Raw genomic sequence first — 26,254 nt, 5'->3', positions numbered from 1 at the left:
GATTGACTGGGATGAACTGCGCCGCGCCCAGCGGCAGGGAGGCCGCGTATTACAGCGTCATCACGCTCATTCAGAAACTGGTCGGTGCGGTGACAATTACCCTGACCGGCACTCTGTTGTCGGCCAGCGGCTACGTGGCCAATGCCAACCTGGTGGATGGGCTACAGCCGGCCACGGCCCTGGGAACCATTCGCTTTCTCGCCGGTCCGCTCCCGGCCGTCTTCTTCGTGGCCGGTATCATCCTGGTCTCTTTCTACCCCATCCCTCGGGCGCGACACGCGCGCATCCTCAGCCTGCTGGCGAAACGACGCGCGCAGCGGGCCGCCCGCCTGGTGTGAGGATATCTCAACAGGCACTAACTTGCATCGTACTCTGCTTTCCCGTATAATCGCCCCTATTGATCTCTGCGAACAAGCTAGAGAAGGAAATGATTGCATGTTCGAAAAGTTACTGGGTATTGACCTGGGCACGGTAAACCTGCTCGTCTACATGAAGGGCAAGGGCATCGTCCTGCAAGAACCATCGGTTGTGGCCATTGCCACGCGTGACAGCAAAATCGTGGCCGTCGGCCAGGAAGCCGCCGATATGCTGGGACGTACGCCAGAGAGCATCGAAGTTGCGCGGCCGATGCGCGATGGCGTGATCGCCGATTATGTCGTCACCGAAGCCATGCTGCGCTACTTCATCCGCCGCACCTGTGGCCGCAACCCGCTCTTCAAGCCACGCGTCATGATTTCGACGCCCAAAGGCGTCACCAGCGTCGAAAGCCGTGCGGTGCGCGATGCCACCCTTGAAGCCGGTGCGCGCGAAGCCTATCTGATTCCTGAGCCACTGGCGGCCGCGTATGGCGCAGGCTTGCCGATTGACACCCCTACCGGCAACATGGTGGTGGACATCGGCGGCGGCACAACCGAAGCAGCCGTTGTTTCCATGTACGACATCGTGGTCTGGAGCGCCATCCGCATCGGCGGCAATCGCATTGACGACGCCATCGTCAACTACGTGCGCAAGAAGTACAACCTGCTGATCGGCGACCAGACCGCCGAAGAGATCAAGATCAAGATCGGCAGTGCGGTCATGATGCCCGAAAACATGTCCATGGAAGTGCGCGGCCGTGACCAGGTGGCCGGCCTGCCCAAGACGATCACGATTACCTCGGAGGAAGTGACCGAGGCCATCACCGAACCGATGCAGGCCATTGTGGGCACGGTCAAGGCAACGCTGGAGAAGACCCCACCCGAATTGGCGGCCGACATCATTGACCGCGGCATGGTTATCACCGGCGGCGGCGCCCTCCTGCGCAACATTGACAAATTGCTAACCAAAGAGACCGGTGTGCCCTGCTACGTGGCCGAGAACCCCATCGCCTGCGTCGCCATCGGCGCCGGCAAGGCGCTGGAGAACTACGCCATCATGAAGCGCAGCCTGATGCAGGTCTGACCGGCGCCGGCCGCGGTCAGCGTGCCGCTGTCGCCGGCTACAGGCCGCACGGCAAGATGAGACAACCGCCAACGAGTGGGGATGTGCAGAGCCAGCAGGCTTGACATCCCCATTTTGTATCAGCCCTTCGACAAGTCCGGAGCGCCAAACTCGTTCGGCGCATGAGCAGGTTTAAGCAGCGAGGAGGATTCACGATGTCCTACGGTCGTAAGCTCGACCCACACCCCATTCCGACCAACTTGAGCGTGGCCGACCTGGTAGACGACTATTTCCTGGCCTACAACGCGGCCCGCCTGCGTGAAGCGTGCCGCCTGTTCGTCAACAAGATGCTGGCGCCTGATGTCACCGTGGGCGTCACCCTCTCCGGTGCGCTCACGCCGACCGGACTGGGCCATGCCGCACTGGTGCCGCTGATTGATGCCGGCATGATTGATTGGATCGTCAGCACCGGCGCCAATCTTTATCACGACCTGCACCGCTCTTTAGGCTTTGAGCTTTTCCAGACCTCGCCCTTTGTGGACGATGTCGAGCTGCGCGCACAGAAGATCATTCGCATCTACGACATCGTCTTCGATCAGGAGGTGCTGCTCAAATCCGATGCCTTTCTGCGTCGCGTGCTGGCTGCGCCGGAATTTCAGCGCCGTCTGAGCACAGCCGAGTTGCACTATCACCTGGGCAAATATGTGCGTGCGCGTGAGTTGCGCCTGGGGTTGACCCATCGCTCCGTCCTCGGCGCGGCGTTCGACGCAGGTGTGCCGGTTTACACCTCCAGCCCTGGCGACTCGACCATCGGCATGAACGTGGCCGCGCTGCGCCTGGCCGGCGGCCAACTGGGCTTCGACCCGGAGGCGGATGTCAACGAAACGACGGCCGTCGTCTACGGCGCCAAGACCAGCGGCGGCAAGAGCGCGGTGCTCATCATTGGCGGCGGCAGCCCCAAGAATTTCATTCTGCAGACCGAGCCGCAAATTCAGGAAATCATGGGCATTGATGAAAAGGGGCACGATTACTTCGTGCAGATTACCGATGCCCGGCCTGATACCGGCGGCCTCAGCGGCGCCACCCCTTCCGAGGCCGTCACCTGGGGCAAGGTGGACCCGGATCAACTGCCGGACAGCATCGTTTGCTACACCGACAGCACGTTGGCCCTGCCCATTCTAACCGCCTACGCGTTGGCGAAGCACGCGCCTCGCCCGCATAAGCGCCTGTACGAGCAGCGCCCGGCCCTGCTGGCGGCGTTGACTGCGGCCTACCTCCAGAACCGGCCGGCTGATTCCGAATTTTGACAGTCGTGAGGTAAACATGTCGGGTTACACATTTCTACCGCCGGACAACTTCTTGGGACTGGCCGAAGAGTTTAGTGCCTACGAACGCAGCCGCGTGGTCGTGCTGCCCATTCCGTACGAAGCTACCGTCAGTTACAGCGGCGGCACGCGCAACGGACCGCGCGCGATCTTGCAGGCTTCCACGCAGGTAGAACTGCTGGACCGTGAATTCGATGATGAATTGGCGCTGCGCTGGGGCGTCCACACGCTGCCCGCGCTGGCGCCCAGCATGGAAGGCCCGGCGGCGATGGTGGATGCCATTCAGGAAGTGGTGGCCGAGCAGGCTCGCGCGGGTAAGTTCGTCGTCGGTCTGGGTGGTGAACACACCGTCAGCGTGGGCGTGGCGCGAGGCCTGGCGCAGGTCTTCTGCGCGGACGGGTCGCCGCTGCTGACCGTGCAGATTGATGCGCACAGCGATCTGCGCGCCAGCTACGAGGATTCTACCTACAGCCACGCCTGCGCCGCGCGGCACTTTCATCAGCTAGGGCCGCTGGCACAGATCGGTATTCGTTCTGTCTGCCGGGAAGAGACCGACTACATCGCTGCCAACCCGGAGACCGTGCGCGTGTTTTTCGCCGAGGAGGTTCATGCCGGGCCGGAGTATCTGGCTGAACTGGCAGAGTGGGTCAGGGGTTACAAGGTTTTTCTAACCATTGACGTGGATGGCATTGACCCGGCGCTGATTCCGGCCACTGGCACCCCAGAGCCGGGCGGCCTGAGTTGGTGGCAAACCCTGGACGTGATTCGCACCGTGGCCCAGAACGCGGACATCGTTGGCTTCGACGCCGTCGAACTGGCGCCCATCCCCGGCTATCACGCGGCCGATTTTACCGTGGCCAAGCTGGTGTACAAGACACTGGCGCTGGCCCTGGAGGGGCGGCAGTAGACCGGCTGATGATATTCGCCGCGGGGGTGAGGCGGTATAATACGTGCCTCTGGCAGGGTCAGGAGCGGAAGATGACAGTCAGCTGGGTGTGGGGCGGTATAGGAGGCGTCATTCAATCAAGAAGCCGGCTTCGAGGCGAAACGCCAGCAAATTACCTGTCCAGTCAACAGGTGGTTGCGAATGCCCGCCGCCGCCCGCTCCCTTCACCGGGCAGCACGACAACAGGCGACAGTCAATTGCAGAAAGAGAGCCGGGGCGGTACCGTCTGCCGGCGCCTCTTGTGAAGCCAGGTTCGTTGACGAAGTCTTGGCACCTGCGGGTTGCGTCTGAAGATGGCAATGAACAAGCATTCCACCAGGCTTACGCACAAGTAGATTGGTTGCAGCAGCCGCCAGAGACCATCGAACGCGTGGCCCGTTTGGCTTTTCAAGCCGGACTACACTACCTGGCGCAGACTTTGGCGCGCGACGGCGCCACCCTGCATCCTTATCATCCTGGCTTGCAGAAAGTTTTCACAGGCGTTGAATCCTCGACCGGCACAAGTGAGTCATGCCGTTCATGACGGAACCGCGCGCGCGGACACACAGTGGTTTGCCAAACACAGCGCCGAGTATTACGGACAGTGGGTTGCAGTCAGGGATGGTCAACTCGTTTCGGCGGCTGCCACGATCCAACAGCTTGAAGTTCAGATTGGCGATCTTCGTTCCGCCACAGTCGCCCAGATCGTTTGGAAATAGACAACCCGGAGTTTTCCGTGCCGGGTTTACTGAATCTCAAGAATGGCCGAGCGTTTGCCACCGGCGCCACACCCTACTTTGTTGGCAATATCGGCGAGCCAACAGCCGGGCGGCTCATGATACGGTTGACGATCGAAGGGCAACCGCTTGTGGCCGCCATAGACACAGGCTCTCCTTTTGTCATATGCCATCCTGACCTTGCCGAGCCTCTAAAGCCCAGGCTGACCGATCCATTGGGGAAGAAGCGCCTGCTTATTCGTGGAATCGAGTACCGGGGCGATACTTATCTCATGTCGGCAGAAATCATGGCGGATGATGGCGATGACATCAGTTTGACCGTCATAGTTTTTATTCCGCAACTCGATCCCGGTGAAGTCTGGACACTACCCTCATTTGTTGGTCTCGAAGGGATGCTGCAGCGCATGCGCTTCGCCGTTGATCCTGACGCCTCGTTGTTCTACTTCGGCCCTTTGGGTGAGGCCTGATGCCAGAGATGGTTGCAGGCTACAGTTGCCCGCTGGCGCCCCAGTTTGCCAGTAGAGCCTGGTAGGCCGGATCCTGATAGCGGCTGAGCAGGAACCAACGCGCATGGTCGGGCAGCGCCTGCCCGCTGATGTGCCGGGCCAGCAGGTCGCCGGCGCCGGGCGCGGCCATGACCCCGTAGCCGGAGAGCGCGCCGATGACGTAGGCGCCCGGCACGCCGAGCGGGCCGATCAGCGGGCGATTTTCCTGGGTCTTGGTGTAGTAACCGCCGTCCAGGCGGGGCTTGGGCGCACGACCCCAGTAGGCGCGCAGCCCCGGCAGCATCGTGGAAAGTCCACGCAGCACCAGGTCAGGGAATTCGGCGTCGAGCGGCACAGGCAACACCACCTCGACGGGGCGCGCGTGGTAGTCCCACAGCATCAGCAGGATCGGGCTGTCGGCCGGGCCATCGGGCCGGGCGTGTACCCCAGGCGTGAATTCCTCCAGCATCCAGCACGTCTCCTCAGATTCCTCCAGCCAGGCGCGCTCCTCGTCGTCCCACGGCAGCCGCTGTGCATCAGCCCATACCAGGAAGGGCGCGTGGCGCGGCACCACGCCCAGGTGATCGCTGAAGGCCAGCTTGAGATGCCGCTCGCTGTGAACCGGCAGCACCACGCCAAGTTGCCGCGCCACATCGTCCAGTAAAGGGCCGGCCGCATTGACAAACACCGGGGTTTCGATCAGGGTTTCGCCCTGAGCCTGGTTGATGCGCACCGCGCTGATCCGCCCCGCGGCTTGTTCCACGGCAGTGACGCGGCCAGACAGCAGGCGCACGCCCAACGCCCGCGCTTGTTCCAACATCAGCATGCCCAAGAGTTGCGCGCTGAACCAGCCGCAGCGCCGGGTGTGGAGCACGGCCACCACGTCGGGCGCCAGGTAGGGGAAATGCTCCCGCAGCAGCGCCCGGTCGGTGATTAGATCCGCGCCGTCCGGTTGGTTCTCGAAGCCGGTGGGCGGCGCCGGCCGATAGGACGAGCGGGCGGCGCCGGCTGCATGGTCGCGCAGCGCGCCGGCGCCCAGACTGGCCGTCTCAGCCGCGGCCTGGGCCAGGCGTTCTACCTGCGCCGGGTTGGCTGTCGCGTAGACGTAGCCGCGCCGGTTCAGGTGAAAGGCGTTGGCGGTCGCGCGCGCCAGCGTCTCCAGCAGGTCAATGCTGTGATTCATCAGGCTGACCATGGCGTCGCCAGGGCCAGGCCACCAGTTGCGGTAACACTCCGTGGATTTGTCACTGGTCAGTGAGAGGGGCGGGCGTTCATCCACCAGCACGACGTTGCGCACGCCGTAGCGCGTTGCCAGGTAGTACGCGGTTGAGATGCCGGCAATCCCCGCGCCGCAGATGACGACATCAGCCTGCCTTTTCGCCATGGTTGTGCCTTTCCTGGCTGATCTCCCTGTCAGCCTCGCCTGGGTCCCCTGACGCCTCCGCAACGCGACCCTCGGTTATGTGCAGATTGTGCGCACGCTGGCGAAAATCAGGCGTGAAATCATCCCAGTCTGTCGTCGTGAGCAGCACCTGGGTCACGCCATCCAGCGCCTGGAGCAGGGTTGCGCGCCTGAATTCATCCAGCTCAGACATGACGTCATCCAACAGCAGCACTGGCGTCTCGGCCGTGGTCTGCGTCATCACCGCAACCTCGGCCAGCTTGAGGGCCAGGGTGGCCGTGCGCTGTTGCCCGCGCGAGCCGTAGGTGCGCAGATCACGTCCCTGCACCAGGAAGCGCATATCGTCCCGATGCGGGCCGAGCAACGTCATGGCTGCGGCAATCTCGCGGCTGCGCACGGCCTGGAGCTGCGCCTGAAAGGCCTGGGCGATTTCTCGTTCGGAATGGGCGGCGTAGGGGGTGTGCCCTTCGGCGATCACGTCGTAGGCTAACAAGAGTTGATTCGCTACTTGGGCCGGATCCCGAGCCGGGTCAACGCTGGGTAGATATTCCAGGTAGAGGCGCTCATGCCCATCGGTCAGCGCGCGCTGGCGCTCACGGGCGGCCATTTCCAGCGCGCTGATGAACCATTGGCGTCGCTGCATCAGGTGTGCGCCCAGTTTCACCACCTGGTCATCCCAGAAAGTCAACTGCTGCGCGCTGCCCCCGCGTTCGCGCAGTTGACGCAGCAAGGCGTTGCGCTGCTGAATCACCTGGTTGTAGGTGCTGAGGGTGCGGCAGTAATCTGGCTCGATCTGGCACAGCGCAATGTCCAGGTAACGCCGGCGCCCGGTCGGCGCGCCGTTCACCAGTTCGATATCTTCAGGCAGGAAAAGCACCACGCGCAGATGGCCCACCAGGTCAATGGCTCGCTGCACGACCCCATTGATGCGGACCCGTTTGCCGTAGCTGGCGGTTGAGCCGTTGGTGGGCGCAAGAATCACTTCCAACTGCTCGCTGGCGCCGCTCGGGCCGTTGTGGCGCACGTGGCCCTGCACACGTAGAAAGCGATTGGCGTCTTCACGCGCCAGCCAGTTGACCAGTTCCCGTTCCACCCCGGCATGAGGTGATTTGCTGGTAGCCAGGTAGTAGGCAGCTTCGAGCAGGCTGGTTTTTCCTTGCGCGTTCGTCCCCTGGATCAGGGTCAAGCCGCTGCTCAACGCCAGTTCCAGTCTTACATAATTGCGAAAATTGGTCAGCGAGAGAGATGTCAGGTTCACATGATGCTCCGGCAGCAGATTATAGACCGGCCGGGCTGAAAATGGAAGTTTGCGTTACGGTTTGTTCACTGACTCCGTCAGAAACTGACACAACAATTCACGACGTTGATTGCAGGTGCAGAGAAAGTATGGAAAGACCCACAAGAAATCAGACTGGCAAGCTCTCACGACTTCTATCGGCGCGGGCTGAGGAGCGTGCGCCGCGTTTGCGTCCCAACCGCGACCACAAGGTGATACCAGCTACAGCCAATGCCTGCCATTTGTGTGGAGAGTCAGCCGGCGCCGACTGTCCGCAGTGTCATTTACCGGTGTGTGAAGAACACCGAGAAGCACTAGAGCCAGAACTGGCTGCGCTGTTCGGGGTGTGGGCGTGCCAGGAATGTGCAGATCGAAGCCGCGCAGAACTGGCGCTGGATCGGCAGCAGTGGGAGCGCAAGCGAACGGGCGATGTCGTTTTTCGCACCTGCGGCGTGTGCGGTGAGGAGTTCAGCCAGGTTTTGGCCGCGTGCAGCCAGTGCGGCAAGCGTCTGTGTCATCTGCACCGCACCCGATATCGCAGGCGCTTTCGTTTTGGTCAGCAGCCTGGCGAGCAGACCGGCGGATGGTATTGGGATTATGAGGTGCGCTGCCAGGAACATCGCCTGGCGCCGCTGCTGGCACGCCTCAGAGGCTGGCAGCCTGAGCCTGCACCTGGGGCCACGGAATCGGGACTGTAACAGACTTCATGTGCAAAACGTCACTAACACAAAATCCATGCCCGGAGAGGCGATCATGATCGTACGGGATTCATCGAATAGACGCAGTTGGCGCGATGTCTTGCGGGCCAGGAGGATGGGCCGACTGCTGGCGTGTGCCGAAGTGCGTGAGCGATTGGAGTTTTTTCTGTCGCCTGTGTTGGCGCGTAGAGAGGAGCGGAGAGGCATCGCCCATCACCTGGCGGTTTGCCCGGTTTGCCGGCAGGAGTACGAGGACTTGCGCTGGGTGCTGCAGCAGGCCAGTCAGGGCCGACTGCGCGAGCCTGACGCGTATCCAGCACCGAATCTCTATTTCTTGAGAAGCGGTCCGTCGCCTGAGGGCGCGGATTTGACAGCGGGTCCGGCGCGCCTGGCGGCTGGTGCATAACCGTTGGCAAGTAACACTGTTTTGACCTTTTGGCGGGCACGGAGGTAGATGATGCGTTCGTTGCCGCGTGAGATGCCGAGCGCGGTGGCGATTTCTTCGCTGCTGCGTTCTTGCAGAAGGCGTCCAGTCAGCACATGGCGCTCGCAGGGAGTCAGTTGTTGCAGGGCTTGCATGAGAAGGGCGAGAACGTCGGATATTGGATCTGATGAGGTGGGCTGCAGATTTTCGGTGATCTCCGTCTTGGCTTGCCAGGGGCGTTCGTGGCGCAGGCGGTCGCGCAGCTTGTTGACGGCGATGCGTGTCACCCAGCCCAGGAACGGCCCATCGCCGCGGTAGGAATCGAGCTTGCGCCACACTTGTACCAGGGCCTCTTGTGCGCACTCCTCAGCCATGGCGAGTTGGCGTTCGGGCGGCAGGTCAGCCAGGCGGCGCGTACACAGATTGGTCGTGACCTTGTACAGGTAACGCCAGAGAGTTTCATAGCTGTCGGCGCGCTGCTCACGCAGTAATTGCACCCATTCCTGGTTCGTACGAATCCCCATTGCCTGGTCTGTAGCCATCGGCGCCTCACACCATAGATGATGTATTGCAAGGGGGCACGAATTGCGCCTGTTTCCTCAGGCGGAAAAGCGTAGTCTATGCCCGCTTGCAGTATAGCACACGCGCAGTCGGTTGGAAGCATGAATTTTGCTGGCGGGCCCATATTTGCAGACGCACAACACGCCGAAGAATGACGAGTTGTCATGTCACCTCTGTGTGTAAGGACAGACGCCGGCCGCGCTTCTTGCATCAATCTGGGGCGACGTCGGCGCGATCAAACTGTTTGCGTCTATTTGGTAAACCAAGATGCCTGTGTTACAATCCATTTTTGGGTTTTGACCCATATCAAACACGTTTCTCTACCCAGTTGCACGACTGGAAAGACGGCTATCGGGGTGCCTGCGCACTGCACCGGGTCTGGTAGCTGGAGTTGAGGGGCGGACGTAATAACCAACAGAAGGAGAGTACACCAGTGGCAGTCATTTCGATGAAGGCGCTGCTTGAAGCAGGCGTCCATTTTGGGCACCGCACGCGGCGCTGGAACCCTAAGATGAAGCCGTACATTTTTACCGAACGCAACGGCATTCATATCATTGACCTACAGCAGACGCTGCACCGCCTTGAAGAAGCCTACGCGCTTGTTCGCGACACCGTCAAAGACGGTGGCACCATCCTCTTCGCCGGCACCAAAAAGCAAGCCCAGGAGACTATCCGCCAGGAAGCTGACCGTGCCGGTATGCCGTTTGTCAACCAGCGCTGGCTGGGCGGCACCCTGACCAACTATCGCACCATTCGTCAACGCATTGATTATATGAGCGGCATCAATCAGCGCAAGGCGCGCGGCGAGTTGGACCGTTTGCCCAAGAAAGAAGTGCTGGACATCGAGCGCGAGATGACCAAGTTGGAGCGGCGCATCGGCGGCCTCAAGCCGATGGTGCGGCCCCCCAATATCCTCTTCGTATCTGATACACACCACGAGGAGTTGGCCATCAAGGAAGCGCGCACGCTCGGTATTCCCATCATCGCCATGGTGGATACCAACTCGGACCCTGACCCCATTGACTATCCGATCCCATCCAACGACGACGCCATTCGCGCGATCAAGCTGATTGCCGGCAAGATGGCCGACGCGGTGATCGAAGGCCGGCGTCTGCGCGAGGTGATTGCGGCGGAGGAAGGCACCGAGGAAGTAAACCAGGCCGACATGCTCGATCAATACGGCAGTCAGGACACCATTGACCGCCTCAAGAGCGGCCTTGACGTGGCACAAACCGACGCTGAAGGCGCCGCTGACCTGGGCAATGTGGATGAAGACGATTTTGCCGCTGACTCGTCCCTGGATAACAGCGCGGAGTAGTGAGGAGAACGATCTGTGAGTATCAGTGCTGATCTGATTAAGAAACTGCGCGACTTGACCGGCGCCGGCGTGCTTGATTGCCGCAAAGCGCTGGATGCCACGCAGGGTGATATTGACAAAGCGGTCGCGATGTTGCGCGAGAAGGGGCTGGCCGCGGCTGCAAAGAAGGCCGACCGTGAGGCAAGCAATGGCATCATCGGCAACTATGTGCATATGGGCGCCAAGATGGCGGCCCTGGTCGAGGTGAATTGCGAGACCGATTTTGTGGCCCGCACCGAGCAGTTCCAGGCGCTGGCCCGTGATTTGGCCATGCAAGTGGTGGCCGCTCGACCGCTCTATGTGCGTCGCGAAGATGTGCCGGCCGACGTAGTCGCCCATGAAAAAGAGAAGTACCTGAGCCAACTGGACGATGCAAATAAACCGGCCAATGTGCTCGAGCGCATCATCGAGGGCAAGCTGGCTAAGTTTTATGAAGAAACCTGCCTGCTTGAACAGTCCTTCATCAAGGATGACAGCGTGACGATCCAAAGCCTGCTGACCGACATGGTGGCGCGGCTGGGCGAGAATATCGTCGTCCGTCGCTTCGCTCGCCTCGAACTGGGCAATTAGTCCATGTGGGCCTAAATGAGCCTGCGATTCCCTTGCGTGAGCAGACGCTGAGAATCACTCGGGAGTCGGTTGGTGAACTTAGGCCCATTATGAACCTCGCCTTGCTGTTTGGTCATCGAAAGGGTAGGCACGTGTGGCTGCCCTTCGTTGGCTCAAGCAAAGCTGTCAGCCTTTTCCCGCATGGCCCTCAATCGTGTAACCAGGTTTTCAGAACAGGGGAGTTTCTGTCATGGTCAAAGACGTGCTTCATGACACGGCCGAACGGATGCATAAGACCATAGATGCACTCCGTGAGGATTTGAAAAAAGTGCGCACCGGCCGAGCTTCGCCGGCCTTGGTTGAGAATCTGTCTGTCGAATACTACGGTATGCCGACGCCGCTGCAACAACTGGCGACTATCAACGCCCCTGAGCCGCGCCTGCTTGCGATCAAGCCCTTCAACCGCGGCGATATGGGCATCATCGAGCGCGCGATTCTGAAGTCCGACCTGGGTTTGAATCCCTCGAACGATGGTCAGATCATGCGTTTGATCATCCCCATGCCCACGGAAGAACGCCGGCGCGAGCTTGCCAGGCAGGTAGACAAGCGCGTGGAGGAAGCGCGCGTGTCTGTCCGCAACATCCGGCGCGATGCCATCGAGGATTTGCGCGAGTTCGAAAAGGAAAAGCTGATCTCAGAAGACGATCTGCGCCATGGGCGTGACGAGATCCAACGCCTGACCGACCGCCAAATTGAACAGATAGATACTATCGGCCGCGACAAAGAGACCGAAGTCATGGAAGTGTAAGCAGGGTTTTGTGTTGCAACCGTCACTCGGATTGAGAATCGCGAGACCATGCCCATGACTAGTGGCACTTCCTTCAGGCGTGTACCCTACCATGTGGGCATCGTCATGGATGGCAATGGACGCTGGGCGCAGGCGCGGGGCATGCCACGCTTGCTCGGTCATCGCGGCGGGGTGAACAACATCCGGCCCGTGCTCGAAGCCTCGGTGGGGTTCGGCATCAAGGCGCTGACCATCTACGCTTTTTCCACAGAGAATTGGGCGCGACCGCCCGCCGAGGTCAGTGGCCTGATGAAGTTGCTGAGTGAAACCATCCGCCGCCAGTTAGCGGATCTGCACGCCAACGGTGTGCAGATCCGCCACAGCGGCCGCATGGCCGGGATCGAGCCGGGTTTGCAGCAGCAGATTCGTGACGCGCTCGAACTAACCAAAAACAATCAGCGCATCATTCTCAACGTGGCCTTCAACTACGGTGGCCGGGCCGAAATTGTCGACGCGGTGCGGCAAATCATACAGGACGGACTGAAGCCCGATGATGTGTCGGAGGACGTTTTTGCTCGTTACCTGTACACGGGGGGGCTGCCTGACCCGGACCTCATCATCCGCACCGGGGGCGAGTACCGGCTGAGTAATTTCTTGATCTGGCAGGCCGCATATGCCGAATACTACGCGACGCCTACCTTCTGGCCCGATTTCGACAAAGAGGAGCTGCGACGCGCGTTGCAGGACTTCGAAGACCGCGATCGGCGTTTTGGCAAGGTCAAGACACCATCATGACGCTACCGTGTTGCCACTGTGCGGCCAATAGAGACCTAAGCTGATATGCTACGCGAGCGCTTCATCAGTGCCCTTGTGCTGGCGCCCCTGGTGCTGGGTCTTGCTTACCTGGGAGGCCTTTGGTTCCTGGGCTTGATGCTGCTGGTTGGCTTTCTGGCTGGCTGGGAGTATTTTTCATTACTCGTTCAGGGCGGCAGCGCACCGCTGCGTTGGCCGGGGTTGATCGGCATCCTGGCGGTCATTGGCGAGGCGTATTGGGCACAAGCTTGGTCTCTGCGTCTGTTGCTGACTGCCCTGATCGTGCTGTCACTGGTGATTGCCCTGTTTCGTAGCGGCCAGACGCCGGTCACCGATTGGGCGTGGTCACTGGCCGGCGTGATCTACTTTGGTCTGTTGCTCAATCACTTCGTTGCCCTGCGCAATCTGCCGGCCGGCTTGCAGTGGCTGTTGTTGGGGCTACTGTTGACCTGGATCACCGATACCGGCGCCTATTTCAGCGGTCGCGGCCTGGGCAAGCACAAACTCTGGCCGCGCCACAGCCCTAAAAAGACCTGGGAGGGCGCAATCGGGGGCTGGCTGGTGGGAACGGCGGCGGGCGCGCTGCTTGGGCCGTGGTTGGTGGGTCAATCGCCCTGGGCCGGTGCAGCATTGGGCGGCCTTGTCTGCCTGGTCGCACCCTTTGGCGACCTGGCGGAGTCTATGGTCAAACGACAGATGGGCGCGAAAGATTCAGGCCACCTGATCCCCGGCCACGGTGGTATGTGGGATCGCATTGACAGCCTGTTGTTTGTGATACCCGTGGTTTATTACTGGGCCTTCCTGATCGGCGCCCGGTAGGATGCCGGTACGGAGACCTGATTTTTCCAACCTACCGAGCCTGCGCCTGGCTGACTTGCCGGACAAACAATAAAAAAGTACGAAAAAAGCAGTCAAACTACTTGACGTGTTGTGAGCAAAATGCTATAATGATTTCAGCACAAGCTAGTGCGTGCCGCAGTATTCTTCTTGAATCAATTCTTGAATAAGACCTCTTCATACTGCGACAGGTTGAGCGTCCTCTGGCTACCATCGAGTTTATTCCGAACGGCAGCGCAAAAATCTTTTTGAGGACGCCCCTCAGTAGGTGTAATTATCCTTTGATTCACGTTGAGTGACTGCTCTGACAGCCACACTCCCATCTGAATTGCGTTTTAGCACCAACCGTGCTTGCCTACGCCATCTGACTTTACGAGCGCGTATTTGCTACGTCCCGCAACAGCACTTGTCCTGACTTCGACCCAATCAAGGAACGAGAATCAAATAAGTGTCCGAACATAGCCACCCCGTAGGCCCTTAAACCAGAAAGTCAAGAAATTCTCATTCCTCAGCATGCCGCCGATGTCGCTCCCGCGGCATGTTACCGTCATGCGCGTCGCCCTCTGGCTGACAGCCGCGACTTTCGCAAATGGAGACTCCAACCGTGAACTTTGCTGATCTTGAAAACTCAACCCTCGAACAACTCCAAACCATGGCGCGCGACCTGGGGTTGACCGGCTATTCGCGCCTGAAAAAGCATGACCTCATCATGGCCCTGTTACGCGCCCATGCCGAGCAGCAGGGCTACATTTTTGGTGGCGGAGTGCTTGAGATCGTCCAGGATGGCATCGGCTTCTTGCGTGCTGACCACCTGTTGCCAGGCCCGGAGGACGTCTATGTCTCGCAGTCTCAAATCCGCCGTTTTGGCCTGCGCACCGGGGACCTGGTCATCGGCCAGGTGCGACCGCCCAAAGATACAGAGAAATACTTTGGCCTACTCAAGGTAGAAGCGGTCAACGCCCTTGATCCGGAAGTGGCCAAGCAGCGCCCCGTCTTCGAGCGTTTGACGCCTATCTTCCCGGATAAGCAGATGTTGCTGGAAACTGAGCCGAATCTGCTGGCCACCCGCCTGATTGACATGGCGTCACCCATCGGCCGTGGTCAGCGAGGCCTGATTGTGTCGCCGCCGAAAGCCGGCAAGACCACAATTCTCAAGCGGATTGCCAATGGCATCTCCCTGAATCACCCTGATGTCCATTTGATGGTGGTGCTGATTGGCGAACGCCCAGAGGAAGTGACTGATATGGATCGTTCGGTCCAGGCGGAGGTCATCAGTTCAACCTTCGATGAACCGGTCACCAACCATGTGCGCGTCGCGGAGATGGCGCTGGAGCGCGCGAAGCGCTTGGTGGAAGGCAAACGCGATGTCGCCATTCTCCTTGACTCCATTACCCGTTTGACACGCGCCTACAACTTGACCGTTCCGCCCAGTGGTCGTACGCTGTCTGGTGGTATTGACCCCGCGGCGCTCTATCCGCCCAAGCACTTCTTTGGCGCAGCCCGTACGATTGAAGAAGGCGGCAGCCTGACCATCATGGCTACCTGCCTGGTTGACACCGGTTCCCGCATGGATGATGTGATCTACGAGGAGTTCAAGGGAACCGGCAACATGGAACTGGTCCTCAGTCGTCGCCTGGCCGAACGCCGCATCTTCCCGGCCTTCGATATGGAACGCTCCGGTACGCGGCGCGAAGAACTCCTGTTGGATCCAGAGACCCTGGCACGCGTCTGGACCATGCGGCGCATGCTCGACGCCATCGGGGGTGGCCCAGATGCTATTTTGCCCTTGCTGGAACGCATGGCACGCACGCGCTCGAACAAAGAATTTCTGGCGACCCTGCACAAAGAGTCTCTCTAAGGCGCTGCCTGCCCGGCCTTTGATCCTGGTTTCTCTGTGAAGATGAAGTTCTGTTCATGCTGACAGCGCGATTTTGCGCTTTCTGCGGGCGATGGTATAATTTTTCTGCGAGCTTGCGCGAACCCGCAGCCGTTGACACCCGATGACATCACCCCAAACAACCTTCCCTCGCTCTGAAGAAAAGAGACCGAAGGGTGGAGATGGGAAAGAATGCCAAAGCAATTGCATAGCGCTACTGCCGACGATGATGCCTTGCCGGACTCGCATGACGACAGCATTGTCCCTGAACAGATCATCGCCCTCTGGCGCGGATTCAGGTCACAATTCAACCACCCCCGCAACTCAGCGTCCGTTATCCGTCTCGCGTCACACTTGGCTCTGCTGTTGGTTGCGGTGCTCGTTCTGGCCTTGAGCCAGGTTCGATTACCGCAATGGGATTTACCTGCCAGCACACCAGCTTCGACCAGTACACAGACTGCCAGTGCAGACAGCGACATGGATGCACGTGGTGGTAACAACTTCTTCGGACGCGACACGCTGATCCGTAATGCCGTCCCTTTTACGCAGATTCCTGATCGCCCGCGCTTGGACATCATCACCTACACTGTCCAGCTTGGCGATACCGTCTACGACCTGTCACAGCGTTTCCATGTCTCACCAGAAACCCTGATGTGGGCCAATGGAAATCTGGAGGACAACCCTGACCTTCTGCGCCTGGGACAGAAACTAGTGGTGCTGCCGGTCAGTGGCGTGTATCACAAAGCCGTCAAGGGTGACACGGTCACCAGCATTGCCAAGAAGTACAAGGTGCCAGCGAGCACCATCGTGAGTTACGCCTGGAACAAACTCACCGACATCAATCAGCCGTTGGCCGTGGGTCAGATGCTGATCGTGCCCAGTGGCGAGAAGCCCTTCGTTGCAAGGGCGCTTGGTTTTGCAACGGCGCCAAACAGCGCGCGCAAGGGTACCGGCGCCCTGATGTGGCCGGCGTCTGCACGCATAACCCAACGCTTCTGGAGTCGTCATCCCGGTATTGACCTGGCGGCGCCGCTCGGTTCGCCGATCAAGGCAGCCGATGCCGGCTATGTGGTGGCTGCCGGTTGGAGCCCCTACGGCTACGGATACCATGTGGTCATTGATCACGGCAATCAGATGCAGACCCTGTATGCCCATTTGAGTAAGTTCAGCGTCAAGGTTGGCGACTCGGTCACGCGGGGCCAGGTGATCGGCAATGTGGGTAGCACCGGCAATTCTACCGGCCCGCACCTCCACTTCGAAGTACGTGTGCGCGGCGCTCAGCGCAACCCGCTGAGCATGCTGCCCTAAGGAACGAGAATTTTTCAATTGTCTGGTTCAACGACCCACGGGGTGGCTATGTTCGGACACTTATTTAATTCTCGTTCCTAAGCTCAAGCCAGGATAACAATTGCATCACAAAAGACGGCCTGTCGCCAAGACAGGCCGTCTTTTGTGGTGCAGATAATTGGACTCAATCGGCCGTTGATTCACGGCCGGGCGGCTGTGACTTGGGCGCCACGCGCCGGCCTGCGGCCGTGGCTGCGTCCGATGCACGCCCTCCACGCCTGGCCTGGCGGAACTGGCGCACACGCTGGGTCACCGCTGGGATACGCAGCGCCAGCAGGATGCCAACGATCGCTCCGTACAGCAGCGGCACTCGGATATCCGATTTGACCAGCCAGACGTAGTGTACGATGACCAGCAGCGCGGCGACGTAAACCCAGCGGTGCAGCGCCTTCCAGCGTTTGCCCAGCCGCCGCATCCAGCCTTTGGTGGAGGTGAGGGCCAGCGGCAGCATTACCAGGAAGGCCGCAAATCCCACCAGGGCGTAGCGTTTTTCGAAGATAGCTTCCTTCAGCAATTCTGGATCGAAGCCGTAATCCAGGCCGATGAAGATCAGGAAGTGCAGCGTCGCGTACAGGAAGGCATACAATCCCAGTCGTCGCCGCAGCGGCAGCAGTTCCTTGATCGTGAAGGCGGTGTACAGCGGGGTGATGGACAGGGAAAGAACCAGCAACACCAGCGCCGTTTGCCCGGTGCGCAGGGTGATGTCCTGAATTGGATTGGCTGTCAGCCGGCCCTGCCAGGCCAGAAACAGAATAACCGCCAGCGGCGCCAGCGCCGCGCTGTGGGTGCCCCATCTCAACCAACGTGTCATCAAGCCATCCAGCCTCACGATCTGGCCTCAATAAAAGCGGCGCAGGTCCATACCGGCGTAGAGCGACGCTACCTGTTCGGCATAACCGTTGAACGGCAGCGTCTTACGCCGTGACAGTTCACCGATGCGGCGCTCGCTGGCCTGCGACCAGCGTGGGTGGTTGACGCTGGGATTCACGTTGGCGTAGAATCCATACTCGTTCGGCCCGGCCGCCATCCACAATGAAGTCGGCTGCTCCGCCACCAGGTCAATCTTGACGATAGACTTGATGCTCTTGAAGCCATACTTCCACGGCACCACCACGCGCAGCGGCGCGCCGTTTTGCGGCAACAGTGTCTTGCCGTAGAGGCCGGTCGCCAGGATGGTCAAGTCGTGCATCGCTTCGTCGAGGCGCAGACCTTCCGCGTAGGGCCAGGTGTACCAGCCGGCCTTCTGACCGGGCATCTGTGTGGGGTCGAGCAGCGTCTCGAAGCGCACATACTGCGCCGCGGCCGTCGGTTCTACGGCCTCCAGCAGCTTGCGCAGGCTGAAGCCCTGCCAGGGGATGACCATGGACCAGGCCTCGACACAGCGCAGGCGGTAGATGCGCTCTTCCTGGGTGAATTGGCGCAGCAGGTCTTCGATACCGAAGGTCATCGGTTTGTTGACGAGACCACCCACCTGCAGCGTCCACGGGTTGGTGCGAAAATTGCCTGCCAGACCCGCCACGGCCTGTTTGTCCGTGGAAAACTCGTAGAAGTTGTTGTAATTGGTGATGTTCTCGAAGGTTGTCAGCTCCTGGCGCAGATCAGGCGTTGGCTCTGGGGTGCCGGCCGGCGTGGCAACCTCAGCGCTGGGCGTGGCCGGCGCCGCACCGCCGCAGGCCGCCAGCAGCGCCGAACTAAGCGCCAGACTGCCAATACCCAACATGAACTTACGCCGTGACAGATAGATCGGTTCCGGGGTAATTTCGGACGATGGAATGGTCGGTATCTCTTGCATCATGCCTCTCTTCGGTCAATTTGATCGTCTCGTAAGATCACCTTTTGGACGGCGATTCTTTGCAGTTAGTCTCGCGCCGGCGCAGGTCATTACAAAGAGAGAATTACAAAGAGAAAATTACAAAGAGAGACCCGGCTTCTGCGAGAGGCCGGGTCTGAGGAGGGGCGTGATGTGTCGCAGAGGGCGTTGTCACGCCAGAGGCGTGACCTACGACCGAACGACGCTATTTTCAGGCCAGTTGATCCTGATCCACGTTGGCGATGAGCGTGCCGACATCTTCACCCTGGCACAGGCGGTACATGACGTCGGGATGGTCGAAGCTGAAGACGTGCAGGCGCAGGCGGTTATCGCGGGCCAGCAGCACCGCGGGCTGATCCATGGCGCGCAGATTTTGGCGCACCACGCTGTCATAGCTGATCTGCGAATAGCGACGGGCCGCGGGGTCCTGGTTGGGATCGGCCGTGTAGATGCCGTCGGTGCCTGACTTGGCCGACAGCAGCGCCTGCGCGCGCACCTCGATGGCCCGCTGCACGGCCGGATAATCGGTGGTCATGAAGGGTTGGCCGGTGCCACCGGCGAAGATACAGATATAGCCCTTGTCCATGTGGTGAATGGCGCGCAGACGGATGAATGGCTCGGCCACGGTGTCAATCGGAATGGCGGTCATGACCCGCACCTCGGCGTTGCCACGGCTGGTAAGCACCCCGCGCAGCATCAGGCTGTTGATGACCGTAGCCATCATGCCGATGTTGTCGGCCTCGGCATGTTCGATGCCCCACTGCGCCCCCAGGTTGCCGCGAAAGATGTTGCCGCCGCCAATCACAATGCCGACTTGAATACCAGCACTGTGCAGTTTGAGCACCTCATCGGCGATGAAGTTGAGCGCAGTCGGGTTGAAACCAAAGTCCTTGTCGCCGGCCATCGCGGCGCCGCTCAGTTTGAGCAAAATACGTGAATAACGCACAACATTTACCTCCGTTTTGAATTGTACTCGAATTGCCCGCGGCGCGCAATCTGTCAGCCCTGGGCAGATGTGATACAATAGACATTATATCGTTATAATGTCGAATGCGGCTGACGTTTTGTTGTGCGTTGGAGATGACGTGTTATGCCGGAAACAGGAAACCAATCGCTGGCGCGCTATTTGCGCCAGACCATTTTCAGCGGGCTGGGTGAGGCGGGTCAACGCCGGCTGTTGGCTGCGCGGGTGGCCATCATCGGCTGCGGCGCGACCGGCACGGTGATTGCCAATCACTTGGCGCGGGCGGGCGTTGGCTATTTGCGCATCGTGGATCGCGACTACATCGAGTTGAACAACCTGCAGCGCCAACTGCTGTTCGACGAAGAGGACATGCGGCAGGGATTGCCCAAGGCCGCGGCCGCGGCCATCAAATTGCGCCGTATCAACAGCGAAATCGAGATCGAGGCCGTGGTGACCGATGTCAACCCCGGCAATGTGGTGCAGCTCGTGCAAGACGTACACCTGGTGATGGATGGCACCGACAACTTCGAGACGCGCTATCTGTTGAATGACGTGTGCGTCAAGCTGGGCAAGCCGTGGATTTACACCGGCGTCATTGGCTCCTACGGCGTGTCGCAAACGATTGTGCCGGGGCAAAGCGCCTGCCTGCGCTGCGTGCTGGGGCAGATGCCGGCGCCGGGCACCACGCCCACCTGCGACACGGCCGGCGTGCTGGGGCCGGCCGTCGCCGTAGTGGCGTCCATCTCGGCCGGCGAGGCGCTCAAGCGCCTGGGGCAGTTTGGCGAGCCGAACCGGGGCATGCTGCACTACGACTTGTGGGATAATTCGTTGGATGTGTTCGACCTGGGCGGCCCGCAAGCAGACTGTCCGGCCTGCGGGCAGCATGACTATGAATTTCTGAACGCCGAGCGCGGCACCCACAGCATCACCCTGTGCGGCCGCAACGCGGTGCAGATCAGCGTCAACCGCGGGGCCGACGACGCGACCGTGCTCAACCTGGCGCGGTTGGCACAGGTCCTGCAGCCGCTGGGCGCGGTGCGCGCCAACGCCTATCTGCTCAAGGCCGATATTGATGGCTACAATCTGACCATCTTCCCCGACGGTCGCGCCATCATCGCCGGCACTAGCGATCCCGACGTCGCACGCACCTTGTATGCGAAGTATGTGGGGAACTAAGCAGTTGCGGTTCCCCTATGTCTGAAAGGGTGGTTTGTCGTATGTCAATGGAACGAATTCACTTGCCGACTGAGAAGATCAGGCAATTTTGTTGTAATAACCATATCCGGAGGCTATCGCTGTTTGGTTCGGCCTTGCGTAGTGAAATGGGACCGAATAGCGACATAGACTTACTCGTGGAGTTCGAGCCAGGCTATCGGATTGGGCTGATTCGGTTAGCCGGACTTGAGCTTGAACTCAGCGCATTGCTCGGTCGCAAGGTTGATCTGCGTACACCTGCCGATCTCAGTATCTACTTTCGTGACCAAGTTCTGAAAGAGGCGGAACCGCAGTATGTTCAGGGATAACCTGGTTCGCCTACGTCATATGGCTGATGCTGCGCGCGAAGCGATTGCGTTTGCAGAGCATCGGCGCCGTGAAGATCTTGATCATGACCGCATGTTGGCTCTGTCGCTCGTCAAATGCATCGAAATCGTCGGCGAAGCGGCCTCGCAGGTCAGCGATGATTTTTGTCGTGAACATCCTGAGATTCCGTGGAGACATATTGTGGGCATGCGTCATCGGTTGATTCACGCCTACTATAGCGTTGACATGGATCGCGTTTGGGATACGATCACTGATGACCTGCCGCCTTTGCTGGCGGCATTGGAAAGCATGATCGAATCGCTTATTCCGCCGCCCACTGTCAAAACGAATGACTGATCTGCGCCGCAGCCGCGGATGGCTCCGCTCATCTGCGGCGCATACTCAGCAGTTCAGCTTCCCTTCAGCCGATGCGCGTACTTCTGGCGGAACTTCGTCACCTTGGGCGCAACGACGGCCCGGCAGTAGCCCTGGGTGGGGTTGCGGGCGAAGTACTCCTGGTGATAATCCTCAGCCGCGTAGAACGTCGGCGCGGGCGTGACCTCGGTCACCAGCGGGCGATCCCATATCCCGGCCGCGTTGAACTCACGGATGACCTGCTGCGCGACCGCTTGCTGCTCCGGACTGTGATAGAAGATCACAGAACGGTACTGCGTGCCGACATCGTTGCCCTGGCGGTTGAGCGTGGTGGGGTCGTGGATCGTGAAGAAGATCTCCAGAATCTCACGCAAGCTGATGATGGCCGGATCGAACGTCACCTGTACGACTTCCGCGTGCCCGGTGCGGCCGCTGCACACCTGCTCGTAGGTTGGATTCTTGACCGCGCCGCCGGCATAACCGGACACGACGTCGGTCACGCCGGTGACTTCATCGAAGACGGCCTCTACACACCAGAAGCAGCCGCCGCCCAACGTGGCGACCTCACGGCTGGCCTGGATAGATGGTGTATTCATGCTGAGTTTTCTCCCTGTTGATTCCTGGTTTCGTTGGCGACAGCGTTTTGACTGCTTACGCAGTCTCAGTGTCACCGGAATCGTTACAAGGGCAGATTCGCGTGAAGACGGCCCGAACAAGTTCGGGACTCTGGGTCTCACTGTCACCGGAATCGTTACACGGGCGCGTGGTCAGTCAGCCTGTCTGTCCGTCATTATGAATAGTCGCTCTCGGCTTTCTTGACCCATTCAGTTACGATCTCGTGCATACATTACCTTGCCTCGCTTCGTAATCTCAGAGAGAAATGGATCGCCCAAGGCAACGCGTTCTTCGACTTCCTCCGGTGTACGCACAATGATGTCCAGCGCGAAGGGGCGCGGTGAAAGCGCACGTGAGATCTGCAGCCGTTGTTCGCGCGAGCGCAGCGCCGTATTCATGACGATCAGCAGGTCAACGTCACTTTCTGGCTTAGGTGTGCCGTAGGCATAGGAGCCGAAAAGCACAATTTCCTCAGGCTGAAACTGTTCGGCAATGTGCTCTGCCAGCGCACGAATCGCCTGCATGGAAATACAAGGTTGTGGGTCTGACCTTGAATATGTGATGGCATCCATGATTTAACTCCTGGCCTGCAAGCGATGGCAGGCAACTCGACGTAGGGCCTGACTCCCACATTATACCACATTGGCAGATTGGCAAAAAATGAAAAGCGGCGCGATGGACATGACCATGTCCATCGCGCCGCTGAGTGATCTCGGTGGCGAGCGGTGTTGTCAACCTGGTTCAAGGAACCGGGCGGCGTGTCATACGCACCGCCTCACCTCAGGTTAGTGAGCCGGGTCGCTCACGTCCACGATCCACAATCCACCAAAAGAGTCGGCAACATAGGCCAGGCTGCCGGCCACGGCCACGCCCTGGGCCCCACCTGGCGTGTCATACGCGCCGCGCTGCACGGGGTTGGCCGGATCGCCCACGTCAATGATCTGCAACCCGCCAAGCGAGTCGTCGGCGACGTAAGCCAGGCTGCCGGCTACGGTCACGCCATTGGCATACCCCGGCGTGTTATACGCGCCGCGGCGCACGGGGTTGGCCGGGTCGCCCACGTCAATGATCTGCAACCCGCCAAGCGAGTCGTCGGCGACGTAAGCCAGGCTGCCGGTTACGCCCACACCATGGGCATATCCCGGCGTGTCATACGCGCCGCGGCGCACGGGGTTGGCCGGGTCGCTTACGTCAATGATCTGCAACCCGCTATCATGGTCGGCGACGTAGGCCAGGCTGCCGGCTACGGCCACGCCACGGGCATACCCCGGCGTGTCAATGCCGCCGCGATGCACCGGGTTGGCCGGGTCGCTCACGTCAATGATCTGCAACCCGTTGTCATGGTCAGCGACGTAAGCCAGGCTGCCGGCCACGGCCACGCCGCGGGCGTACCCCGGCGTATCGTAGCCGCCGCGGCGCACGGGGTTGACCGGGTCGCTCACATCAATGACCTGTAATCCCCATTCATAGTCGGCGACGTAGGCCAGGCTGCCTGCCACCGCCACACCTTCGGCGGACCCCGGCGTATCATAGCGGCCGCGGTGCATGGGGTTGACCGGGTCGCTCACGTCAATGATCCACAGCCCGTCATGCCCAGCCGCTACATAGGCCAAGCTGCCGGCCACGGCAATGTCCACGGCAAAATCCGGCGTATCATAATCGCCGCGGCGCACAGGGTTGCCCGGATCGCTCACGTCAATGATCTGCAATCCGCCATTCCTGGCTGCGACATAGACCAGGCTGCCGGCCGCGGCCACGCTGTGGGCCGATCCCGGCATGTCATACGCAGCGCGCACCATGGGATTGGCCGGGTCGCTCACATCAATGATCTGCAACCCGTGATTCGCATCCGCGACGTAGGCGAGGTTGCCGGTCACGGCAACGCCTTCGGCAAACCCGGGCGTGTCAACGCTGCCGCGACGCACGGGGTTCGCCGGGTCGCTCACGTCAATGATCTGCAATGCACCCGAGTCGATGGCGACGTAAGCCAGGTTACCCGCCACGGTCACGTCATTGGCCCACCCCGTCGTATCATGGACGCCGAGGCGCACGGGGTTGGCCGGGTCGCTCACGTCAATGATCTGCAACCCATTGAGCCCGTTCGCGACGTAGGCAAGGCTGCCGACCACGGCCACGCGTTCAGCCCACCCCGGCGTGTCGAAGGCGCCGCGCCACTGCGGGCTTGTCGAGTCGCTCACGTCGAAGATCTGCAACCCGCTCCACCCGGCCGCCACATAGGCCAGGCTGCCGACGACGGCTACGCCCAGGGCATCGAGCTGATTGTAGTAACTGCCCCGCAGAACCGGGTGCGCCGGATCGCTGACATCGAAGATGTGCAAGCCCCGACTTCTGGCCGCAACGTAGGCCAGGGTCTCCCCTGGGGCTGACGCAGCGCTCGCACCTGAACCGGTCGCCGGCTCATGCACAACGGCAATGTCACGCACTTCCTGAAAGGTCAGGAACCAACTCTGCCCCACCACTTGCGGTGCGGCCGGGTCGTGGATATCCACGATCAGCAGACGTGGGCCGACGCCGACATACGCGTAGTCGCCCAACACCGCCACGGCTAGGGCTTGCCCGCCAATCTGGCCGATCGGCGCCGGGTACGGCTGCGATCGCTGACCGATGACGGGCAGATACAACGCCACCGTCGTTTGCTGTGCCGGGGGCAGGGCGTCTGCCCTGGCGGATACTGGCGCCAGGGGAGCGCCGAATGGTGCGCTGGCGGCGCCGGGCGCCGCCATGCTCATGATAATCAACCCTACGAGTAACGCCGCGGGAACAACACGCGGTCTGCAATCCATTATGTTCCTCCGATACAAAACGTTGCGAGCCGATCAGGACGATCCACTGGGATCGCCCTGGAGAGATCCGTCGAACACCCGATAGTCTCGTCCGCGCCCGCTTCGGCCGTCATGCGCCGCCCGGTCGCACGCTCGCCGCCCGATCGGCCTCGCCGAGCGTTTCATCGCCCGCTGAGTCGCCTGATCGGTGTCTTGCGCGCCGCGCCGGTCGGACCGACTGCGCCACTATCATTATGCCACTCGCCGGCGTCATTGTCAATGGCGCTGCGATTGGCAAAGCCGCAAGTCCGCTTGTATAATCACGCCATCATGGATCATAGACAAGTGGCCCGATACGTATCGAAAGGATAACTTATGCCCGCTCCAGTGCTCCTCTCTACTGTTTTTATCACCCTGGCCCTGATTTTCTACTCCATCGGCGTGTGGAGCGAACGGATCGCCGGGCGGCTGAAGGCCTGGCACCTGGCTTTCTTCTGGCTCGGTCTGGTATGCGACACCGTGGGCACCGCCATGATGCTGGAGATGGCCGGCGGGCTGACCTTCGGCGTCCACGGCGTCACCGGCGTGACCGCCATCCTCCTGATGGTCGTCCACGCGATCTGGGCGACGGTCGTGCTGATCCGGGTGGACGAGGCCGCGATTCGCAACTTCCATAAGTTCAGCGTCGCGGTGTGGGTGATCTGGTTGATTCCCTACCTCTCCGGCGCTCTGTTTGGGATGACAGCATAACGGCGATTGGCAAAACTGCGAGTCTGATTAGATAATCACGTCATGTTACACCGTCACCTCACCCATCAACAGTTCGCCCTGGCCGCCATTGACGACGTGATCGCCCGCGGCAAGCGGCCGGATTGCGCTGCGCTGCGCCGGGCGGCGCTTGCGGATCGGGCCACGCTGGAAAAAGTGCTGCGGGTGTGCCAGGCGCACGTGGCCGATCCCTATGCCCAGCGTTACCATTTCTGGAAACAATATGCCGAACGAGATACCTTGCCTGATTGGGAACAAGTGCTTGCCGCGGCCGCCCACCTCCAGTGTGCGCCGATTGCGCTATCCTGATTTTCGATCACATTGTTGGCCTGGAGGATTGATTGGGTAAGCACTGTCTTGACAGGTTCTGGTGGTTCAGTGGTTCAGTTCTGCCACGAATTGCACGCCTCGAGCCGTCGCACCCACCACCAACCTGCTTCAGCAGGTTTCGGTGTATCAGGGGTGTAGCTGCCTGGTGAAGGCGTGCAGTTGCGCCATGATCGTCAAGCGCAGAGGACGCTCGGCCAGGAGACCGAGCGCAGGCAATCATACCGCAAGCGGACGCCGCGGTCAATCCCGCGCCGCGTCAGATTTTGCCAC

27 protein-coding genes are annotated in these 26,254 nt (G+C 60.4%); 18 read left to right on the top strand and 9 right to left on the bottom strand.

Annotated features, from left to right (window positions below; all coding sequences use genetic code 11):
- Nucleotides 1-11: 11 nt before the first annotated feature.
- The 5 genes from IPF85_RS13045 to IPF85_RS13025 all read left to right on the top strand — a co-directional run bounded on the left by IPF85_RS13045 (nucleotide 12) and on the right by IPF85_RS13025 (nucleotide 4,873).
- The gene (locus IPF85_RS13045) at nucleotides 12-338 is read left to right on the top strand and encodes an MFS transporter (protein WP_343408518.1); all 327 of its coding nucleotides are present in this window, start codon (nucleotides 12-14) and stop codon (nucleotides 336-338) included.
- Between the two features lie 97 nt (nucleotides 339-435).
- Nucleotides 436-1,440 (top strand): rod shape-determining protein, encoded by a 1,005-nt coding sequence (locus IPF85_RS13040; protein ID WP_343408517.1) that lies wholly within the window; start codon nucleotides 436-438, stop codon nucleotides 1,438-1,440.
- 194 nt (nucleotides 1,441-1,634) lie between these two features.
- Nucleotides 1,635-2,726, top strand: a complete 1,092-nt coding sequence (gene speY / locus IPF85_RS13035) for a deoxyhypusine synthase (RefSeq protein WP_343408516.1) — start codon at nucleotides 1,635-1,637, stop codon at nucleotides 2,724-2,726.
- Between the two features lie 16 nt (nucleotides 2,727-2,742).
- The gene (speB, locus tag IPF85_RS13030; RefSeq protein WP_343408515.1) at nucleotides 2,743-3,651 is read left to right on the top strand and encodes an agmatinase; all 909 of its coding nucleotides are present in this window, start codon (nucleotides 2,743-2,745) and stop codon (nucleotides 3,649-3,651) included.
- A 754-nt stretch (nucleotides 3,652-4,405) separates the two neighbouring features.
- A complete protein-coding gene (locus tag IPF85_RS13025) occupies nucleotides 4,406-4,873 on the top strand; it encodes a hypothetical protein (RefSeq protein ID WP_343408514.1) in 468 nt (155 codons plus the stop codon).
- A gap of 19 nt (nucleotides 4,874-4,892) precedes the next feature.
- On the opposite strand, the gene IPF85_RS13020 is transcribed toward IPF85_RS13025, so the two are convergent.
- Both IPF85_RS13020 and IPF85_RS13015 read right to left on the bottom strand, forming a co-directional pair.
- Nucleotides 4,893-6,275 (bottom strand): FAD-dependent oxidoreductase, encoded by a 1,383-nt coding sequence (locus IPF85_RS13020; RefSeq protein WP_343408513.1) that lies wholly within the window; start codon nucleotides 6,273-6,275, stop codon nucleotides 4,893-4,895.
- Nucleotides 6,256-7,551 carry a DNA replication/repair protein RecF gene (locus IPF85_RS13015; protein WP_343408512.1) on the bottom strand — a complete coding sequence of 432 codons (1,296 nt, stop codon included), beginning with the start codon at nucleotides 7,549-7,551 and terminating at the stop codon, nucleotides 6,256-6,258. Before IPF85_RS13015 ends, IPF85_RS13020 begins: the two co-directional genes overlap by 20 nt.
- A gap of 206 nt (nucleotides 7,552-7,757) precedes the next feature.
- On the opposite strand from IPF85_RS13015, the gene IPF85_RS13010 reads away from it, so the two are divergent.
- A complete protein-coding gene (locus IPF85_RS13010; protein ID WP_343408511.1) occupies nucleotides 7,758-8,267 on the top strand; it encodes a hypothetical protein in 510 nt (169 codons plus the stop codon).
- Nucleotides 8,268-8,594: 327 nt separating this feature from the next.
- Here IPF85_RS13010 and IPF85_RS13005 read toward each other — a convergent pair whose 3' ends face one another.
- Nucleotides 8,595-9,233: a sigma-70 family RNA polymerase sigma factor gene (locus tag IPF85_RS13005; RefSeq protein ID WP_343408510.1), complete on the bottom strand. Its 639-nt coding sequence runs from the start codon at nucleotides 9,231-9,233 to the stop codon at nucleotides 8,595-8,597.
- A 452-nt stretch (nucleotides 9,234-9,685) separates the two neighbouring features.
- Here IPF85_RS13005 and rpsB point away from each other — a divergent pair, with 452 nt between their 5' ends.
- The 7 genes from rpsB to IPF85_RS12970 all read left to right on the top strand — a co-directional run bounded on the left by rpsB (nucleotide 9,686) and on the right by IPF85_RS12970 (nucleotide 16,779).
- Complete coding sequence (rpsB, locus tag IPF85_RS13000) at nucleotides 9,686-10,570, top strand: 30S ribosomal protein S2 (protein ID WP_343408509.1); 885 nt, start codon at nucleotides 9,686-9,688, stop codon at nucleotides 10,568-10,570.
- Nucleotides 10,571-10,585: 15 nt separating this feature from the next.
- Nucleotides 10,586-11,179, top strand: a complete 594-nt coding sequence (gene tsf / locus IPF85_RS12995) for a translation elongation factor Ts (protein WP_343408508.1) — start codon at nucleotides 10,586-10,588, stop codon at nucleotides 11,177-11,179.
- Nucleotides 11,180-11,408: 229 nt separating this feature from the next.
- Complete coding sequence (gene frr, locus IPF85_RS12990; RefSeq protein WP_343408507.1) at nucleotides 11,409-11,966, top strand: ribosome recycling factor; 558 nt, start codon at nucleotides 11,409-11,411, stop codon at nucleotides 11,964-11,966.
- Between the two features lie 54 nt (nucleotides 11,967-12,020).
- Complete coding sequence (uppS, locus tag IPF85_RS12985; protein WP_343408506.1) at nucleotides 12,021-12,740, top strand: polyprenyl diphosphate synthase; 720 nt, start codon at nucleotides 12,021-12,023, stop codon at nucleotides 12,738-12,740.
- 45 nt (nucleotides 12,741-12,785) lie between these two features.
- Entirely contained in the window at nucleotides 12,786-13,577 is a 792-nt protein-coding gene (locus IPF85_RS12980; RefSeq protein WP_343408505.1) for a phosphatidate cytidylyltransferase, read from the top strand.
- Between the two features lie 622 nt (nucleotides 13,578-14,199).
- Entirely contained in the window at nucleotides 14,200-15,453 is a 1,254-nt protein-coding gene (gene rho, locus IPF85_RS12975) for a transcription termination factor Rho (RefSeq protein WP_343408504.1), read from the top strand.
- Nucleotides 15,454-15,663: 210 nt separating this feature from the next.
- A complete protein-coding gene (locus IPF85_RS12970; RefSeq protein WP_343408503.1) occupies nucleotides 15,664-16,779 on the top strand; it encodes a M23 family metallopeptidase in 1,116 nt (371 codons plus the stop codon).
- Nucleotides 16,780-16,942: 163 nt separating this feature from the next.
- Here the strand turns inward: IPF85_RS12970 and IPF85_RS12965 are convergent, their stop codons facing one another.
- The 3 genes from IPF85_RS12965 to pyrH form a co-directional block, all read right to left on the bottom strand.
- Nucleotides 16,943-17,629 carry a protein-methionine-sulfoxide reductase heme-binding subunit MsrQ gene (locus IPF85_RS12965; protein ID WP_343408502.1) on the bottom strand — a complete coding sequence of 229 codons (687 nt, stop codon included), beginning with the start codon at nucleotides 17,627-17,629 and terminating at the stop codon, nucleotides 16,943-16,945.
- Between the two features lie 27 nt (nucleotides 17,630-17,656).
- Nucleotides 17,657-18,610, bottom strand: coding sequence for a protein-methionine-sulfoxide reductase catalytic subunit MsrP (gene msrP, locus IPF85_RS12960; protein ID WP_343408565.1), 954 nt, complete (start codon nucleotides 18,608-18,610; stop codon nucleotides 17,657-17,659).
- Between the two features lie 229 nt (nucleotides 18,611-18,839).
- Entirely contained in the window at nucleotides 18,840-19,574 is a 735-nt protein-coding gene (gene pyrH, locus IPF85_RS12955) for a UMP kinase (RefSeq protein ID WP_343408501.1), read from the bottom strand.
- A gap of 144 nt (nucleotides 19,575-19,718) precedes the next feature.
- On the opposite strand from pyrH, the gene IPF85_RS12950 reads away from it, so the two are divergent.
- Genes IPF85_RS12950 through IPF85_RS12940 form a run of 3 tightly spaced genes read left to right on the top strand, consistent with a single transcriptional unit; the run spans nucleotide 19,719 to nucleotide 21,470 of the window.
- The gene (locus IPF85_RS12950; protein WP_343408500.1) at nucleotides 19,719-20,768 is read left to right on the top strand and encodes a ThiF family adenylyltransferase; all 1,050 of its coding nucleotides are present in this window, start codon (nucleotides 19,719-19,721) and stop codon (nucleotides 20,766-20,768) included.
- 17 nt (nucleotides 20,769-20,785) lie between these two features.
- Nucleotides 20,786-21,115 (top strand): nucleotidyltransferase family protein, encoded by a 330-nt coding sequence (locus IPF85_RS12945; protein ID WP_343408499.1) that lies wholly within the window; start codon nucleotides 20,786-20,788, stop codon nucleotides 21,113-21,115.
- Nucleotides 21,102-21,470 carry a HepT-like ribonuclease domain-containing protein gene (locus tag IPF85_RS12940; protein WP_343408498.1) on the top strand — a complete coding sequence of 123 codons (369 nt, stop codon included), beginning with the start codon at nucleotides 21,102-21,104 and terminating at the stop codon, nucleotides 21,468-21,470. The genes IPF85_RS12945 and IPF85_RS12940 overlap by 14 nt, the downstream gene beginning before the upstream one ends.
- Before the next feature lie 53 nt (nucleotides 21,471-21,523).
- On the opposite strand, the gene msrA is transcribed toward IPF85_RS12940, so the two are convergent.
- From msrA to IPF85_RS12925, 3 genes are all read right to left on the bottom strand, one after another.
- Complete coding sequence (msrA, locus tag IPF85_RS12935; protein ID WP_343408497.1) at nucleotides 21,524-22,084, bottom strand: peptide-methionine (S)-S-oxide reductase MsrA; 561 nt, start codon at nucleotides 22,082-22,084, stop codon at nucleotides 21,524-21,526.
- 228 nt (nucleotides 22,085-22,312) lie between these two features.
- A complete protein-coding gene (locus IPF85_RS12930) occupies nucleotides 22,313-22,675 on the bottom strand; it encodes a nucleotidyltransferase domain-containing protein (RefSeq protein ID WP_343408496.1) in 363 nt (120 codons plus the stop codon).
- 213 nt (nucleotides 22,676-22,888) lie between these two features.
- Entirely contained in the window at nucleotides 22,889-24,907 is a 2,019-nt protein-coding gene (locus tag IPF85_RS12925; RefSeq protein ID WP_343408495.1) for a hypothetical protein, read from the bottom strand.
- Between the two features lie 354 nt (nucleotides 24,908-25,261).
- Here IPF85_RS12925 and IPF85_RS12920 point away from each other — a divergent pair, with 354 nt between their 5' ends.
- A complete protein-coding gene (locus IPF85_RS12920) occupies nucleotides 25,262-25,636 on the top strand; it encodes an HsmA family protein (RefSeq protein ID WP_343408494.1) in 375 nt (124 codons plus the stop codon).
- A gap of 42 nt (nucleotides 25,637-25,678) precedes the next feature.
- Complete coding sequence (locus IPF85_RS12915) at nucleotides 25,679-25,963, top strand: hypothetical protein (RefSeq protein ID WP_343408493.1); 285 nt, start codon at nucleotides 25,679-25,681, stop codon at nucleotides 25,961-25,963.
- Nucleotides 25,964-26,254 lie beyond the last annotated feature (291 nt).

This window comes from Candidatus Amarolinea dominans (assembly GCF_016704685.1).
In the GTDB taxonomy this organism is placed as follows: Bacteria; Chloroflexota; Anaerolineae; order SSC4; family Amarolineaceae; genus Amarolinea; species Amarolinea dominans.
Note: the sequence above shows the minus strand (reverse complement) of the source record. Positions and strands in the feature narration are given on the sequence as shown.